The sequence below is a fragment of the Clavibacter davisi genome, from assembly GCF_052751415.1.
Genome location: NZ_CP199882.1, coordinates 2,666,325 through 2,680,333 on the forward strand (window position 1 = coordinate 2,666,325; position 14,009 = coordinate 2,680,333).

At 73.0% G+C, this 14,009-nt stretch carries 14 protein-coding genes; 10 read left to right on the forward strand and 4 right to left on the reverse strand.

Going from position 1 to position 14,009, the window contains the following annotated elements:
- The first annotated feature begins 233 nt into the window (after positions 1 to 233).
- From treS to ACU4ZT_RS12630, 6 genes are all read left to right on the forward strand, one after another.
- Entirely contained in the window at positions 234 to 2,492 is a 2,259-nt protein-coding gene (gene treS / locus ACU4ZT_RS12605; RefSeq protein WP_445337303.1) for a maltose alpha-D-glucosyltransferase, read from the forward strand.
- A gap of 148 nt (positions 2,493 to 2,640) precedes the next feature.
- Entirely contained in the window at positions 2,641 to 3,309 is a 669-nt protein-coding gene (locus ACU4ZT_RS12610) for a hypothetical protein (RefSeq protein ID WP_063071469.1), read from the forward strand.
- A 144-nt stretch (positions 3,310 to 3,453) separates the two neighbouring features.
- Positions 3,454 to 5,139 (forward strand): dolichyl-phosphate-mannose--protein mannosyltransferase, encoded by a 1,686-nt coding sequence (locus tag ACU4ZT_RS12615; RefSeq protein WP_445338662.1) that lies wholly within the window; start codon positions 3,454 to 3,456, stop codon positions 5,137 to 5,139.
- Positions 5,139 to 6,143, forward strand: coding sequence for a YeiH family protein (locus ACU4ZT_RS12620; protein WP_445337304.1), 1,005 nt, complete (start codon positions 5,139 to 5,141; stop codon positions 6,141 to 6,143). Before ACU4ZT_RS12615 ends, ACU4ZT_RS12620 begins: the two co-directional genes overlap by 1 nt.
- Positions 6,144 to 6,271: 128 nt before the next feature.
- Positions 6,272 to 7,567, forward strand: a complete 1,296-nt coding sequence (locus ACU4ZT_RS12625) for an O-acetylhomoserine aminocarboxypropyltransferase/cysteine synthase family protein (RefSeq protein WP_445337305.1) — start codon at positions 6,272 to 6,274, stop codon at positions 7,565 to 7,567.
- Positions 7,568 to 7,788: 221 nt separating this feature from the next.
- Positions 7,789 to 8,319 (forward strand): CoA-binding protein, encoded by a 531-nt coding sequence (locus tag ACU4ZT_RS12630; protein ID WP_063071495.1) that lies wholly within the window; start codon positions 7,789 to 7,791, stop codon positions 8,317 to 8,319.
- A 22-nt stretch (positions 8,320 to 8,341) separates the two neighbouring features.
- Here the strand turns inward: ACU4ZT_RS12630 and ACU4ZT_RS12635 are convergent, their stop codons facing one another.
- The 3 genes from ACU4ZT_RS12635 to ACU4ZT_RS12645 are packed head-to-tail and all read right to left on the reverse strand — an operon-like array spanning position 8,342 to position 10,468.
- Positions 8,342 to 9,124, reverse strand: coding sequence for a DUF6882 domain-containing protein (locus ACU4ZT_RS12635; RefSeq protein ID WP_445337306.1), 783 nt, complete (start codon positions 9,122 to 9,124; stop codon positions 8,342 to 8,344).
- Between the two features lie 9 nt (positions 9,125 to 9,133).
- Positions 9,134 to 9,916 carry a DUF6882 domain-containing protein gene (locus ACU4ZT_RS12640; RefSeq protein WP_270979730.1) on the reverse strand — a complete coding sequence of 261 codons (783 nt, stop codon included), beginning with the start codon at positions 9,914 to 9,916 and terminating at the stop codon, positions 9,134 to 9,136.
- A 42-nt stretch (positions 9,917 to 9,958) separates the two neighbouring features.
- Complete coding sequence (locus tag ACU4ZT_RS12645; RefSeq protein WP_445337307.1) at positions 9,959 to 10,468, reverse strand: DUF427 domain-containing protein; 510 nt, start codon at positions 10,466 to 10,468, stop codon at positions 9,959 to 9,961.
- A 185-nt stretch (positions 10,469 to 10,653) separates the two neighbouring features.
- Here ACU4ZT_RS12645 and ACU4ZT_RS12650 point away from each other — a divergent pair, with 185 nt between their 5' ends.
- The 4 genes from ACU4ZT_RS12650 to ACU4ZT_RS12665 all read left to right on the forward strand — a co-directional run bounded on the left by ACU4ZT_RS12650 (position 10,654) and on the right by ACU4ZT_RS12665 (position 13,455).
- On the forward strand, positions 10,654 to 10,914 hold the full coding sequence (locus tag ACU4ZT_RS12650) for a GlsB/YeaQ/YmgE family stress response membrane protein (RefSeq protein WP_063071483.1): 261 nt from the start codon (positions 10,654 to 10,656) through the stop codon (positions 10,912 to 10,914).
- A 122-nt stretch (positions 10,915 to 11,036) separates the two neighbouring features.
- The gene (locus tag ACU4ZT_RS12655) at positions 11,037 to 11,687 is read left to right on the forward strand and encodes a hypothetical protein (protein WP_445337308.1); all 651 of its coding nucleotides are present in this window, start codon (positions 11,037 to 11,039) and stop codon (positions 11,685 to 11,687) included.
- A gap of 9 nt (positions 11,688 to 11,696) precedes the next feature.
- Positions 11,697 to 13,064, forward strand: a complete 1,368-nt coding sequence (locus tag ACU4ZT_RS12660) for an L-serine ammonia-lyase (protein ID WP_270979734.1) — start codon at positions 11,697 to 11,699, stop codon at positions 13,062 to 13,064.
- 37 nt (positions 13,065 to 13,101) lie between these two features.
- Positions 13,102 to 13,455, forward strand: coding sequence for an SdpI family protein (locus ACU4ZT_RS12665; RefSeq protein WP_445337309.1), 354 nt, complete (start codon positions 13,102 to 13,104; stop codon positions 13,453 to 13,455).
- Positions 13,456 to 13,500: 45 nt separating this feature from the next.
- Here ACU4ZT_RS12665 and ACU4ZT_RS12670 read toward each other — a convergent pair whose 3' ends face one another.
- The gene (locus tag ACU4ZT_RS12670; protein WP_270979736.1) at positions 13,501 to 13,935 is read right to left on the reverse strand and encodes a hypothetical protein; all 435 of its coding nucleotides are present in this window, start codon (positions 13,933 to 13,935) and stop codon (positions 13,501 to 13,503) included.
- Between the last annotated feature and the right edge of the window lie 74 nt (positions 13,936 to 14,009).

The following is a 14,009-nucleotide window of genomic DNA, read 5'->3' on the forward strand; positions in this document are numbered from 1 at the left end:
GAGGGTCGCGTCGAGCGCGACGACCGACGCTACCGAGAGCACGACCGCGCGGGTCCCCCGATTCCCCCGGACGGTCCGGCCGCGCGGCGACGGCAGGGCGGGATCGGGTCGCGCGCCGGCGTCGCCGCCACCGCCCACGACGCCCGCGCATCCTGCGTACGCTCGTCGTAGCGGCCCCGCGGGCCGACGTCGCCCGTATCGGGCACGACGCACCACCACCCCGAGGAGCACCAGTGGACGACGCCACCGAGCAGAACGCGATCCCCGAGCCGGAGCCCACCGAGATCACCTACGACGAGGACCGCTTCCCCGCGCGTCCCGCCCGGCTCCGCTCCCGCCCCCAGATGCGCGCGAGCGGGATCCGCCGGTCGTCCAACGATCCGCGCGCCGCCGACGCGTCGAACCCCTCCTACGTGGAGTGGCTCCGCCGCCAGTCGATGCTCGGCGACGCCGACGTGCTGAGCCGCGGCCTCTCCGGCTCGCCCAGCATGTGGTCGAACCCGTACGCGCGGCCCGACGCGCGTCGCGCCATCGACACCGCGTCGGTCTGGTTCACCGCCTACCCGATCTCGCTCATCACGAAGCCCGAGGAGACCTACCTCAGCGCGCTCGGCGACCCCGAGCTGTGGGCGATCTTCCAGTCCATCGGCATCGAGGCCGTGCACACCGGGCCCGTGAAGCTCGCCGGCGGCATCACCGAGTGGTCGCAGACCGCGAGCGTCGACGGCCACTTCGACCGCATCAGCACCCAGATCGACGCCGCCTTCGGCACCGAGGACGAGTTCCGCCGCCTCACCGAGGTCGCCGACCAGCACGGCGGCAGCGTCATCGACGACATCGTGCCCGGCCACACCGGCAAGGGCGCCGACTTCCGCCTCGCGGAGATGGGCTACAAGGACTTCCCCGGGATCTACCACATGGTCGAGATCCCCGAGGAGGACTGGCACCTCCTACCCGACGTGCTCCCCGGCCGCGACGCCGTGAACCTCGACGTGGCCGCCGAGCAGGCGCTCGCCGACCAGGGCTACATCATCGGCCGCCTGCAGCGCGTGATCTTCTACGCGCCGGGCGTCAAGGAGACGAACTGGAGCGCCACCGCGCCCGTGCTCGGCGTCGACGGCCGCACGCGGCGCTGGGTGTACCTGCACTACTTCAAGCAGGGCCAGCCCTCCATCAACTGGCTCGACCCCACGTTCGCCGGCATGCGCATGGTCATCGGCGACGCGCTGCACTCCCTCGGCGACCTCGGCGCGAGCGCGCTGCGGCTCGACGCGAACGGCTTCCTCGGCGTGGAGAAGAGCGTCGAGGGTCCGGCGTGGTCCGAGGGCCACCCGCTCTCGGAGGCCGCGAACCACCTCATCGCGAGCATGGTGCGCAAGGTCGGCGGGTTCTCCTTCCAGGAGCTGAACCTCACGATGGAGGACATCCGCGACACCGGCCGCGTCGGCGCCGACCTCTCCTACGACTTCATCAACCGGCCCGCGTACCAGCACGCGCTCGCGACCGGCGACACCGAGTTCCTGCGCCTCACGCTCCGCACCTCGCTCGAGGTCGGCGTCGAGCCCGTCACGCTCGTGCACGCGCTGCAGAACCACGACGAGCTCACCTACGAGCTCGTGCACTGGGCGACCGAGCACTGCGCCGACGTGTTCCCGTTCCGCGGCGACGAGATGACGGGCGCGGACCTCGCGGAGACCATCCGAGGCGACCTGCTCGAGGAGCTCACGGGCGAGAGCGCGGACTACAACCACGTGTTCACGACGAACGGCATCGCCTGCACCACGGCGTCCGTCATCGCGGCCGCGCAGGGCTTCACGACGCTCGACGCGATCGGGGACGACGACGTGGCCGGGATCCGCGCCGCGCACCTCCTGCTCGCCAAGTTCAACGCGTGGCAGCCGGGCGTCTTCGCGCTCTCCGCCTGGGACCTGCTCGGCGTGCTGCCGCTGCACGCGTCGCAGGTGGCCGACCTCATCGAGGGCGGCGACACGCGCTGGGTGCACCGCGGCGGGCACGACCTGCTCGACGGGGCGCCCGAGGCGACCGGATCCGCGTCCGGCATGCCGCGCGGCCGCTCGCTCTACGGGTCCCTCCCCGCGCAGGTCGACGACCCGTCGTCGTTCGTCTCGGGCCTCCGCAGCGTGCTCGAGGTGCGCGAGCGCTTCGACGTGGCCGTCGGCACGCAGGTCGACGTCCCGGACGTGGGCCACCACGGCATGCTCGTGATGGTCCACCGCCTCGACAACGGCGACGCGTCGGGCGACGCGCGCCTGCAGCTCACGGTGCTGAACTTCACGGGCGAGCCGATCCTGGCGACGGTGCGCTCCGAGGAGCTGCCCCCGCGCCGGACCGTCCGCGACGCCACCACGGGCGAGGAGGTCGGCACGGTCGACGACCTGTCCAGCTTCCCCGTGCAGCTCGAGCCCTACGCGGGCCTGTTCCTGCTGCTCGACGAGGCGCCCGAGTCCGACGAGGAGGACGCCGAGCAGTAGGAGCGGATGAGGCCGCGCCCGCATCGCGGGCGCGGCCTTGTGCAGTCCGCCCACGCCCGGCGCCGCCCACGCCCTAGCTTCTGGTCTCGAACGGGCGCGATCGTGCCCGCCGGCCGCATCCGGCCGACCGCCGATCCCGAAGGCCACCATGACCTCGTCGTCCCCCGCCCTGATCCGTCCCCGCTCTGCCCTCCGCGCCCTGCTGCGCGCGCCGCGCCTCGGGTCCGGCATCGCCATCGTCGGGATCCTCGCCGTGGTCGCCTCCCTGACCTGCGCTCCCGCCCCCGCACGTGCCTCGGAGGCACCCATGGAGGTCGCCCGGGCCGCCATCTCCGTCTCCGTCGATCGCGGCTCCTACGAGCACGACCTGATCGCCGGCCGCATCACCCCGGACGAGGTCGTCGACGTCGTGATCGCCGGGCGCGCGGCCGGCGTCCCGACGTCCGACCGCGCCGAGCTGGTGCGCCGGGCGACCACGGAGATCGCGCAGCTCCGGCGGTCCGAGGCCGCGCCTGCTGCGCCCTCCACGTCGCCGGTCTCCGCGAGCGCGTCGATCTGGAGCCACTTCAAGCACTGGGCCACGTTGAAGGTCGAGTCCCGGAAGCTCGCGTTCGCGGGCGGCGGGGCCGCCGGCGGCATCTCCGCCATCGCCGGGACCTGCTTCGGCTTCGCCCTGTTCGTCTGCTCCGCCGTGCTCGCCCTCGCCGCCGGCGTCGCCCTCGGGCTGATGGCCCTGGCGCTCTCCTGCATCGGCGACAAGCAGCCCTACACCTACGTCAAGATCCCGGATGTGACGAACAGCCACTGCGGCAGCTGATCCACGAGGTCGGGGCGGCGATCGCTCCCGAGTCCAGGCGGGCCGATCGGCGACGGACCTCCACGGGGACGAGCGGGGGTCGCCACTGAGCGTCCGCGGCCCGGGCGGCCTCTCGCGTGCATGCCATGATGAGCCGTGCCCGACATGCCCCACCGCCCCACCGAGCACGGCATCGACGCGGGCGCGCCGGACCGCGATCCCGCGGCGGACGGCCCCGGCTCCGGCTCCGGCACCGCACGGCGCGACCTCGTCGCCCGAGGATCCCGCCTCGACGACCTGCTGGCCCGCCTCGTCACCACGCCCGGCCGCCGGCGCGCGCTCGAGTGGGGCACCGTCATCGCGATCGCGCTGCTGGCGGCCGTGCTCCGCATCCAGTCGCTCGGCCACCCCGACACGCTCGTCTTCGACGAGACCTTCTACGTGAAGGACGCGTGGACCCTCCTCCACCTCGGCTACGAGGGGTCGTGGCCGAACGACCCCAACCCCGCCTTCATCGCCGGCCAGACGGACGGGTACCTCCAGGCGCCCGGGTTCGTGGCGCACCCGCCGCTCGGCAAGTGGGTCATCGCGCTCGGGCTCGCGGTCTTCGGCGCGGCGGATCCGGTGGGCTGGCGCATCGCGACGGCCGTCGTCGGCACCCTCGCCGTGGTCCTCCTCACGCTCATCGCCCGCCGCCTCACCGGATCCGCGGTCGTCGCCGCGATGGCCGGGTTCCTGTTCGCGATCGACGGCCACGCCATCGTCATGAGCCGGATCGCGCTCCTCGACACGCACGTGATGTTCTTCGGCCTGCTCGGCGTGGGCGCGATCCTCCTCGACCGCACCTGGCACGAGCGCCGGTTCGCCTCGCTCCTCGCCGTGCGCCGCGACGCCCGCCCCGAGACCGCGCCCCCGCTCGAGTTCGGCCCCGTGATCCTGTGGCGTCCCTGGCTGATCGCGGCCGGCGTCGCGTTCGGCGCCACCTCGTCGGTCAAGTGGTCGGGCCTCTTCTTCCTCGCGGGCTTCGGCCTCTACGTGGTGCTGAGCGACATGCTGCTGCGCCGCCGCCACGGGCTCGCCGCGTGGTTCACGGCGGGCGCCGTCGTGCAGGGTCCGATCTCCTTCCTCCTCCTCGTGCCGCCCGCGATCATGGCGTTCCTCGCCTCGTACGCCGGCTGGTTCGCCACCTCGAACGGGTACTTCCGCGGCTGGGCCGCGGAGGGGACGAACGCCTGGCAGGGCGGGCTCGCGTGGGTGCCGCTGTCGATCCAGAGCCTCTGGCACTACCTCGCGCAGCAGTACGCGTTCAACGTGGGGCTCGACGTCTCGCACCCGTACCGGGCGGATCCGCGCCTCTGGCTGCTCCTCTACCGGCCCACGCAGTTCTACTACGAGGCCTCCGGATACGGGCAGTCGGGCTGCACGGTCGACGCGTGCTCGTCGTCCATCACCTCCATCGCGAACCCGATCATCTGGTGGCTCTCGGTCGCGGCGATGCTCTACCTCGTCTACCGCCTGGCCGCCCGCCGCGAGTGGCAGGTGGGCCTCGTGCTCATGGGCATCGCGGTGGGGTACCTGCCGTGGCTGCTCTACGTGAACCGCACGGTCTTCCAGTTCTACTCGATCGCCTTCGAGCCGTACCTCATCCTGTGTCTGGCAATGGTGCTCGGTCTGGTCCTCGGCGACCGGCGCGACGCGCGTCCCCGGCGGACGCACGGCATCGTGATCGCGGCCGCGGTGCTCGCGGTGTGCGCGCTCGTCAGCGTGTTCTTCTACCCGCTGTGGACCGGCCAGCTCGTGCCGACCTGGTTCTGGCGGCTGCACGCGTGGATCCCGACGGGCTGGATCTGATGCCCGCCACCGCCGCCCGTCTCCCTCCCGCGCTGCCCGGCCTCGCGGTCGCCTCCGCCGCCGCGCTCGTCGCGTGGGCGGTGCACGCGCTCGTCCCGGCGATCCCGCTGCTCACGGTCGCGGTCGCGCTCGGCATCGTCGCCGCGCAGATCCCGGCCGCCCGCCCCGCGCTCACCGGGCCCCTCAAGCCCGGCCTCACGCTCGCGTCGAAGCGGCTGATGCGGATCGGCGTGGCGCTCCTCGGCCTGCAGCTCGGGCTCTCCGACATCGTCGGCCTGGGCTGGCGCGCCGTGCTGCTCGTGGTCGCGGTCGTGGTCCTGTCGTTCGCTGGCACGTACGCCATCGCCCGCGTGCTCCGGATGCCCGGGCAGCAGCCGCTCCTCCTCGCGACCGGCTTCTCCATCTGCGGCGCGAGCGCCATCGGCGCGATGGCGGGCGTCACGCGCGCGAAGCCCGCCGACCAGGGCGCGCCCGTCGCGCTCGTCACCCTCTGCGGCACGCTCGCGATCGCCGTGCTGCCGCCGCTCGCCGGACCGCTCGGCCTCGACGACGTCGCGTTCGGGCACTGGGTGGGCGCGGGTGTGCACGACGTGGGGCAGGTGGTCGCGACGGCGCAGATCGCCGGATCCGCCGCCCTCACCATCGCGATCGCCGTGAAGCTCACGCGCGTGCTGCTGCTCGCGCCCGTGGTCGCGATCGCGGGCGTCGTGATGCGCCGCCGCGAGGGCCGCGTCGAGGGCGCCGCGCGTCCGCCGATCGTGCCGCTGTTCGTGCTCGGGTTCCTCGCCGCCGTGCTGGTCCGCACCTTCGTGCCGCTCCCGGTCGGCGTGCTCGACGCCGCGCAGGTCGTGCAGACCGCGCTCCTCGCGATCGCGCTGGTCGCGCTCGGATCCGCGGTGCGCCTCCGCGAGCTCGTCGGCCAGGGCGGATCCGCGCTCGCCGCCGGCCTGCTCTCGTGGGCGCTCATCGCGGGCCTCGCGCTCGCGGCGGTGCGCCTGTCCTGATCCGCGTCCGCCCGCGCATGTCGCCGCATGCCGGCGCATACCGCACGCATGTCGCTGCATACCGCACGCATGTCGCCGCATTACGGCCCGGCCCGGGAACGCCCGGGAGCCCCGGCTAGCGTGACCCCATGGTCGATCGCGAGTACGGGTTCAAGACGAGGGCGATCCACGCGGGCAACATCCCCGACGCCACCACGGGTGCGCGCGCCCTCCCCATCTACCAGTCGAGCGCGTTCGTCTTCGACGACACCGCCGACGCCGCCGCGCGCTTCGCGCTGCAGAAGTACGGCAACGTCTACTCGCGCCTGTCGAACCCCACGGTCGCGTCGTTCGAGGAGCGCGTCGCGAGCCTCGAGGGCGGCCTCGGCGCGGTCGCCACGGCGAGCGGGCTGAGCGCGCAGTACATCACCTTCGCCTCGTTGGCCGGCGCCGGCGACCACATCGTCGCCTCCGCGGCCCTCTACGGCGGATCCATCACCCAGCTCGACGTGACCCTCCGCCGCTTCGGCGTGGAGACCACCTTCGTGCAGTCGAGCGACCCGGCCGACTACGCCGCCGCGATCACCGACCGCACCAAGCTCGTCTTCGCGGAGACCGTCGCGAACCCGTCGGGCGAGATCGCCGACATCGAGGGGCTCGCGGCCGTGGCGCACGCGACGGGGGTCCCGCTCGTCATCGACTCCACCATCGCGACCCCGTACCTCAACCGGCCCATCGAGTGGGGCGCCGACATCGTCATCCACTCGGCCACCAAATTCCTCGGCGGGCACGGCACCACGCTCGGCGGCGTGGTCGTCGAGTCGGGCCTCTTCAACTGGGAGAGCGCCCGCTTTCCGCTCCTCGACCAGCCCGTGCCGAGCTACGGCGGCCTCAACTGGACCGGCAACTTCGGCGAGTACGCCTTCCTCACGCGGCTCCGCGCCGAGCAGCTCCGCGACATCGGGCCGGCGCTCGCGCCGCACTCCGCGTTCCTGCTCGCGCAGGGCGTCGAGACCCTGCCGTACCGGATGCAGGCGCACATCGACAACGCGCGGGCCGTCGCCGAGTGGCTGGATCAGGATCCGCGCATCACCGCCGTCAACTGGGCCGGCCTCCCCGCGCATCCGCACCACGAGCGGGCGCGCAAGTACCTGCCGACGGGGCCCGGATCCGTGTTCACGTTCGAGGTCGCGGGCGGCCGCGCGGTCGGCCAGCGCTTCATCGAGTCGGTGGAGCTCGCGAGCCACCTCGCCAACATCGGCGACGCGAAGACGCTCGTCATCCACCCGGCCTCCACGACCCACGCGCAGCTGAGCGAGTCGCAGCTGGTGGACGCGGGCGTGCTGCCGGGCATCGTCCGCATCAGCGTCGGCATCGAGGACGTCGCCGACATCATCCACGACCTGGACCAGGCGCTCGCCGCCGCGACAGAGGGAGCGAAGTGAGCTTCGACACCGGCGGGGTGCCGCCCGAGCGCACCGGATCCACGCCCCACCCGGCCGCGGCCGCCGCGGATCTGGCGCCGCTGGATCCCGCCGAGGAGGCTGCCGACCGCGCGGCAGGCGACGCGGCGGAGGCGCAGGATGTCGACCCCGACGCCGCGCCCGTCGAGCCCGTCGCGGATCCAGACGCCGACGGCACCCAGACCACGCAGCTCCAGAACGGCCTGACCTGCGCGATCCCCCGCTCCAGCCCGCTCGCCGCCCTGCTCCGGTCCGAGCGCACGTGGACCGGCCCGAGCGCCAAGGAGCGCCAGGCGATCCTCCGCCGCGCGAAGTCCGTGGCCATCGTGGGCGCCTCGCCGAACCCGGCGCGCTCCAGCTACTTCGTCGGCACGTACCTCCAGCAGTCGAGCGACTACCGCGTGTACTTCGTGAACCCGAACGCCACCGAGATCCTCGGCCAGAAGGCCTACCCCGACCTCGCGTCGCTCCCCGAGGTGCCGGACATCGTCGACGTCTTCCGGAAGGCGAGCGACATCCCGTCGGTGGTGGACGACGTGGTCGCCGTCGGCGCGCCCGTCATCTGGGTGCAGCTCGGCATCTGGAACCAGGAGGCGGCGGTGGATGCGGAGTCGCGCGGCCTCACGGTGGTGATGGACCGCTGCATCAAGGTCGAGCACGCCCGCTTCCACGGCGGCCTCCACCTGCTCGGCTTCGACACGGGCGTGATCAGCTCGCGGAAGGCGGCGGGCTAGCGCGACCCGGACGCGCGCGCGGTCACGCCCCGGCGCCGCGGAGGATGCGCGACAGCCATCCCGACGCTCGGGTCCGAGCGACCGGCGCCGAGTCGATCGCCTCCTCCGGCGGTGCGTCCTCGGAGCCGCCGGCGATGCGGCTGATGAACGACGTCTCGGGATCGAACTCCACCGTGAGCACGCCGTCCGGGAGCGTCAGCACCGCCCGCGACTCACCCATGTCGATCGGGATGCCGCGGCCGGCGGCGTACTTCTCCACCGCAACCCGGTGGTCCCGGATCAGGGTGTAGTCCAGGCCCTGCGCGAGCACGCGCGCCGTACGGGGCAGCGTGGGAGCCGGCAGCTCCAGATCCGGATGGCACAGCATGAGGATGGTCTTCGAGATGTCCGTCGGCCCCGTGTAGGTGGCCCGCCACTCGGTGCGCAGCACCCCGACGGCGATCGCGAGCCGCTTGTGGACGGCGTCGTCCTCCGGCCAGTCGTCGAGCATCAGGTGATCGCTCGCGAGCTCGGGCACCGGCTCCCGGCGGCCGAGCTCGGCCAGCTCCTCCGAGAGCCGACGCGCGCCCTCGCGAGCGGAGGGGTTCGCCCACGCGGCCAACCACGTCGCCCCGGCCGCGGTGCCGAGGAGCTGCGCCGGGTAGACGCGCGTCGTGGAGCCGGTGCGGAACATCAGCGTGCACTCGCGCATGTCCATGTCCCACCTGTCGTAGTCGCCGAGCAGATCGACGAGGTGGAGCTGGGTCTCGAGGGACAGGAAGGCGCCGGCGTCGACGAGGGCGGTGAGCTCAGGGGATTCGGTCACGTCGCGCGCCTAGGCCGACCGACGGCGTCCGAAGAGGCCGGACAGCCACCCCTTCTTCGCGGTCGCCCCGACCGTCGGGGCGATGGGCGCCTCCACGCTGTTGCCGCCGGCCTCCCCTCGGACCCCGACGATGCGCGCGGTCTCCGGGTCGAACTCGACGACGACCGCGCCGCCGGGAAGCGTCAGCTCGGCCTTCGACGCGCTCATCTCGACGGGGATCCCGCGGCCGATGGCGTACGCCTCGACGGCATCGGTCATGCGGTGCAGCCTCGTGTAGCCCACGCCCTCGGCGAAGACCCGCATCACGCGCGGGATGGCGGGCGCCGGGAGCTCCAGCTCCGGGTGTCGCATCATGACCATGGCGTGCGAGCTGCCGAGCGGAGCCGCGTAGTAGGTGCGCCACTCCGGGCGGAGCGCGCCCGCGGCGATCGCGAGCCGGGTGCGGATCGGGTCGTGATCCGGCCAGTCGCCGAGCTTCAGCTGCTCGCTGGCGAGCTCGCGCACGGACTCGCGCCGGGCGTGCTCGGACAGCTCCCGCGAGAGCACCCGAGCGCCATCCCGGATGGACGGGTTCGCCCAGGACGCCATCCACGTCTCCGTCGATGCGGAGCCGAGCACCTGCGCGTCGTAGACGCGCGTTACACCGCCGGTGCGGAAGGAGATGACGGGGACGGTGAGATCCGCGTCCCACTGGTCGACGCTGCCCGTGAGCTCCGAGAAGTGCAGCTGGGACTCGAAAGACAGGAAGGCGCCGGCATCGACGAGGGCGGAGAGCTCAGGGGATTCGGTCATGCCCGGAAAGTAGACGACCGGTCGGGATCCGAGGGGGAGTTGTCACCACCCCAACGTGCCCGGCGCCCCCTTGAACGGGCCGACCACGCGCGGCGTGATCCAGCCGCCGTAGAAGTCGCCTTCCTGCGCCTCGACCACGACACCGTCGACCGTGATGCGGTCCATCGCCGAGGGGTAGACGGCGACCATGTCGGCGAGCACCTCGAAGCCGCGCGTGGGCGACGGGTACCACCAGGCGGAGTGCTCGGCCGTGACGGATCCGGCGGCGAGCGAGAGGTACGACGCCTCGCCCTTGTACTCGCACCACGAGCGGCCCGCGGCGGAGGAGAGCACGCCGGGCGCGAAGTCGGCGGAGGGGATGTAGTAGACCGGCGGGTGGCTCGTCTCGAGCACGCGGACGGCGGCGCGGGAGTCGGCGACGACCTGGCCACCGAGCTCGATCACCACGTGCTCGCCGCTCGGATCGACGCGCGGCGGACGCGGGTAGTCCCACACGGACTCCTGCCCCTCGCCGGGGATCTCGCGGGGACGACGGGCCGGGGGGATGCGCATGCGCCGACGGTACCGCGGGCTCCTGAGCGCCCCGGATCCCGCGGAAGCAGGGGCCCGGCGCCCCCGTCCAGTAAAGGCGCATCCACTAAACGTTTTTGCACGAATGGTCCTCAGGGTGCTTGACTGGGGCACGTCCACCCGCATTCGGGTGTCACACAGCACGTCATCTTTGAGGAGTAACGCACATGGGCATCATCGGTTTTCTGGTTCTGGGTCTGATCGCCGGAGCGCTCGCCAAGCTGATCCTCCCGGGCAAGCAGGGTGGCGGAATCATCGTCACGCTGATCCTGGGCGTCGTCGGGGCCTTCCTCGGTGGCTTCATCGGCAGCGCCCTGTTCAACAAGGGCGTCGACAGCTTCGACCTGGGCTCGCTCGCGCTCGCCATCGTCGGCGCGATCATCGTCCTGCTGGTCTACGGCGCGATCACCGGCCGCAAGAAGGCCTAGCCCTTCCCGCAGCTCGCGGAGCCCTCGTCGCCCATCCGGACCGGATCGGCGGCGGGGGCTCTCGTCATGTCGGGCTCCTGAGCCGGGCGGGTCGCGCGTCGGCCCGTGCCTACGATGACCGCATGCCCGCCGCCGCCGCTCCCTCCTCCCCCTCCCGCTCCCGCACCGCCGCCGTCCTCGTCGCGATCGCGCTCCCGCCGCTCGCCCTCGCCGCCGCCGGGCTCAGCCACCCGAGCCAGCTGACCGACGCGACCGCCATGCACTGGCGCGACATGCACATCGCGCTCCTGCCCGTCTTCCCGCTGCTCGCGATCGCGCCGATCCTCCTCACGCGCCGCCACGACCGCCGCCTCGGGATCCTCGCGGTCGTCCTCGGCTTCGCCTACGCCGTCTGCTACCAGGCGCTCGACATCCTCGCCGGCATCGCGGCCGGCGCCCTGAAGCTCGAGGGCGGCCAGGGCGTGACCACCATGTACGCGCTCGCCGACGGCATCGTCGTGACGGGCGTCTGGTCGTACGTCGCCGCGACCGTGCTCGCGAGCGCGCTCGTGATCCGGCACGCGGGCCTCCCGGCGCTCCCGGGCTCCGTGATCGCGGTGGTCGCGGCCGTCTCGTTCGTCGACAGCCACATCTTCTTCCCGCGCGGGGTGATCACCATGCTCGGCCTCGCCATCGGCTGGACCTGGCTCGCGCTCGCCTCGTACGGACCCGCCCGTCGCGGCCCCGGTCTCCCGGGGGCTCCCGCGACGGACCCCGCGGAGGCGGCGGCATAGTCTGGCGGGATGACAGCGTACGTCTCGGCACTCGACCTCTTCTCCATCGGGATCGGGCCGTCGAGCTCGCACACCGTCGGCCCCATGCGCGCGGCCCTGCTCTTCGCCGAGGAGTGCAGGGCGTCGCCCCGGTTCACGGAGATCGCGCGCGTCACGGTGCGGCTGTACGGCTCGCTCGGCGCGACCGGGCTCGGCCACGGCACGCCCGACGCGGTCGTCGCGGGGCTCGCGGGGCTGGCGCCCGAGACGTGCGACCCGGACGAGGTGCGCGGGCGCTGGTCGGGGCTCGGCGAGGGCGTCGACGTGCCGCTCGCGGGGATCCACCCCGTGCGCATGGTCGGCCGCGACCTCACCTTCGAGCCGTTCACGCGCCTCCCCCGCCACCCCAACGCGATGCACCTCGCGGCGCTCGACGCCGACGGTGGCACGGTGCTCGAGAGCACGTGGTTCTCGGTCGGCGGCGGCTTCGTGCTGCGCGAGGACCAGGCGCCCTCCGCGGTGCTGCCCACCGGGCTCCCCCACTCCTTCTCCAACGCCGACGAGCTCATCGCCCTCGCCGAGTCGACGGGCCGCTCCATCGCCGACGTCGCGCGCGACACCGAGGAGTCGATCCACGGATCCCGCCGGGCCGTCGCGGGGCTCGACGCGATCTGGGACGCCATGGCCGCGTGCGTCTCCGCAGGGCTCGACGGCCAGGGCACGCTGCCCGGCGGCCTCAACGTGCGGCGGCGGGCAGCGCGGGTCGCCTCGCAGCTCGCGACCATCGACGCCGAGGGCACGCGCGACACCAGCCACGAGTGGCTGCACGCGTTCGCGCTCGCGGTGAACGAGGAGAACGCGTCGGGCGGCCGCGTGGTCACGGCGCCGACGAACGGCGCGGCCGGGATCATCCCCGCGGTCGGCTCCTACTACCTCCGGTTCGTGCCCGGCGCCGACCGCGGCGGCATCCGCGACTTCCTGCTCACCGCGACCGCGATCGGCTCGCTCGTGAAGGCGAACGCGTCCATCTCGGGCGCGGAGGCCGGCTGCCAGGGCGAGGTCGGCACGGCGTGCGCGATGGCGGCCGGCGCCCTCTGCGCGGTGCTCGGCGGATCCCCGCGGCAGGTCGAGAACGCCGCCGAGATCGCGATGGAGCACCACCTCGGCCTCACCTGCGATCCGGTGGGCGGGCTCGTGCAGATCCCCTGCATAGAGCGGAACGCGATCGCCGCGTCGACCGCCGTGAACGCCGCGCGCATGGCGCTGCACGGCGACGGCACGCACCTCGTCTCGCTCGACACCGTGATCGAGACCATGCGGCAGACGGGCCTCGACATGTCCACCAAGTACAAGGAGACGTCCACGGGCGGCCTCGCGGTGAACGTCATCGAGTGCTGAGGGCGGCGGGCGCGCCCCGCCGTGACAGGCTGTCCGCATGGGCGCTCCCGCACTGCTGCTCGCCGTCGCGGCGCTCCTCATCCTCGGCACCACGCAGGTCGCCGCGTGGGGCGGCCTCCGCCGCAACGGCTGGATCGGGATCCGCACCCGGCCGCTCATGGCGAGCGACGAGGCGTGGCGCGCCGGGCATCGTGCGGCGCTCCCCGCGCTCCGCGGCACGTGCATCCCGGTCGCCGTGGGCGGCGTGATCGGCGGCATCGCGGCCGGCGCCGGCATGAACAGCGTCGCCAGCTGGGGCGCGCTGCTGCTCGTGGGCGGGATCGTCTGGAGCACGTTCCGCGCCGGGCGCGCGGCGAAGGCCGTCACTCGGACGCGCGATCCCGGACGCTGAACGGCCCCGCCCACGTGGGACGGGGCCGCTCGGCTCACCTCGGGATCAGCGGTGCCACCAGGAGAAGCCGCCTGTCCTCACGGGGTGGATCTTGTCGAAGGGCGACGTGTACTTGTAGATGGCGTTGACGTCGAGTCCGGGGCAGGGGTCGGTCCCGGTGTCGCTGCGCTGCCCGAACTCCTCGCACGTCATCATGTCGAACCTCTGCTCCGCCGAGGAGCCCTGCCACGCGTAGCCGTAGTACTGGAACATGAACTTCAACTTCTGGTGGCAGGTGTCCGGGCCGCCCTTGTAGACCTTGACGATGAGGCCCGACCCGATCTCCCCGTCGGACTGCGACGAGTTCCAGGTGCCGCACACGCGGTAGTTGGACTGCGCCTGGGCAGCCGGTGCGGGGCCGGCCGCGAGGCCTGCCGAGACGAGGGCGAAGGCGGCGAGGCCGCCGGCGAGGAGGCGCGGGAGGGCGCGGGGGAGCTTCATGGATCATCCGTCCTGTCGGGGAACCACGGGACCGTGGCTCTCGGAGCATAGGGCCGAGCCGCACGCGCACCAGG

Bases quoted from the DNA above. Each gene is read 5' to 3' on its own strand.
- ACU4ZT_RS12610 (WP_063071469.1), top strand. From the start codon at position 2,641: ATGACCTCGTCGTCCCCCGCCCTGATCCGTCCCCGCTCTGCCCTCCGC.
- ACU4ZT_RS12615 (WP_445338662.1), top strand. From the start codon at position 3,454: ATGCCCCACCGCCCCACCGAGCACGGCATCGACGCGGGCGCGCCGGAC.
- ACU4ZT_RS12620 (WP_445337304.1), top strand. From the start codon at position 5,139: ATGCCCGCCACCGCCGCCCGTCTCCCTCCCGCGCTGCCCGGCCTCGCG.
- ACU4ZT_RS12625 (WP_445337305.1), top strand. From the start codon at position 6,272: ATGGTCGATCGCGAGTACGGGTTCAAGACGAGGGCGATCCACGCGGGC.
- ACU4ZT_RS12640 (WP_270979730.1), bottom strand. From the start codon at position 9,916: ATGACCGAATCCCCTGAGCTCTCCGCCCTCGTCGATGCCGGCGCCTTC.
- ACU4ZT_RS12645 (WP_445337307.1), bottom strand. From the start codon at position 10,468: ATGCGCATCCCCCCGGCCCGTCGTCCCCGCGAGATCCCCGGCGAGGGG.
- ACU4ZT_RS12650 (WP_063071483.1), top strand. From the start codon at position 10,654: ATGGGCATCATCGGTTTTCTGGTTCTGGGTCTGATCGCCGGAGCGCTC.
- ACU4ZT_RS12655 (WP_445337308.1), top strand. From the start codon at position 11,037: ATGCCCGCCGCCGCCGCTCCCTCCTCCCCCTCCCGCTCCCGCACCGCC.
- ACU4ZT_RS12660 (WP_270979734.1), top strand. From the start codon at position 11,697: ATGACAGCGTACGTCTCGGCACTCGACCTCTTCTCCATCGGGATCGGG.
- ACU4ZT_RS12665 (WP_445337309.1), top strand. From the start codon at position 13,102: ATGGGCGCTCCCGCACTGCTGCTCGCCGTCGCGGCGCTCCTCATCCTC.
- ACU4ZT_RS12670 (WP_270979736.1), bottom strand. From the start codon at position 13,935: ATGAAGCTCCCCCGCGCCCTCCCGCGCCTCCTCGCCGGCGGCCTCGCC.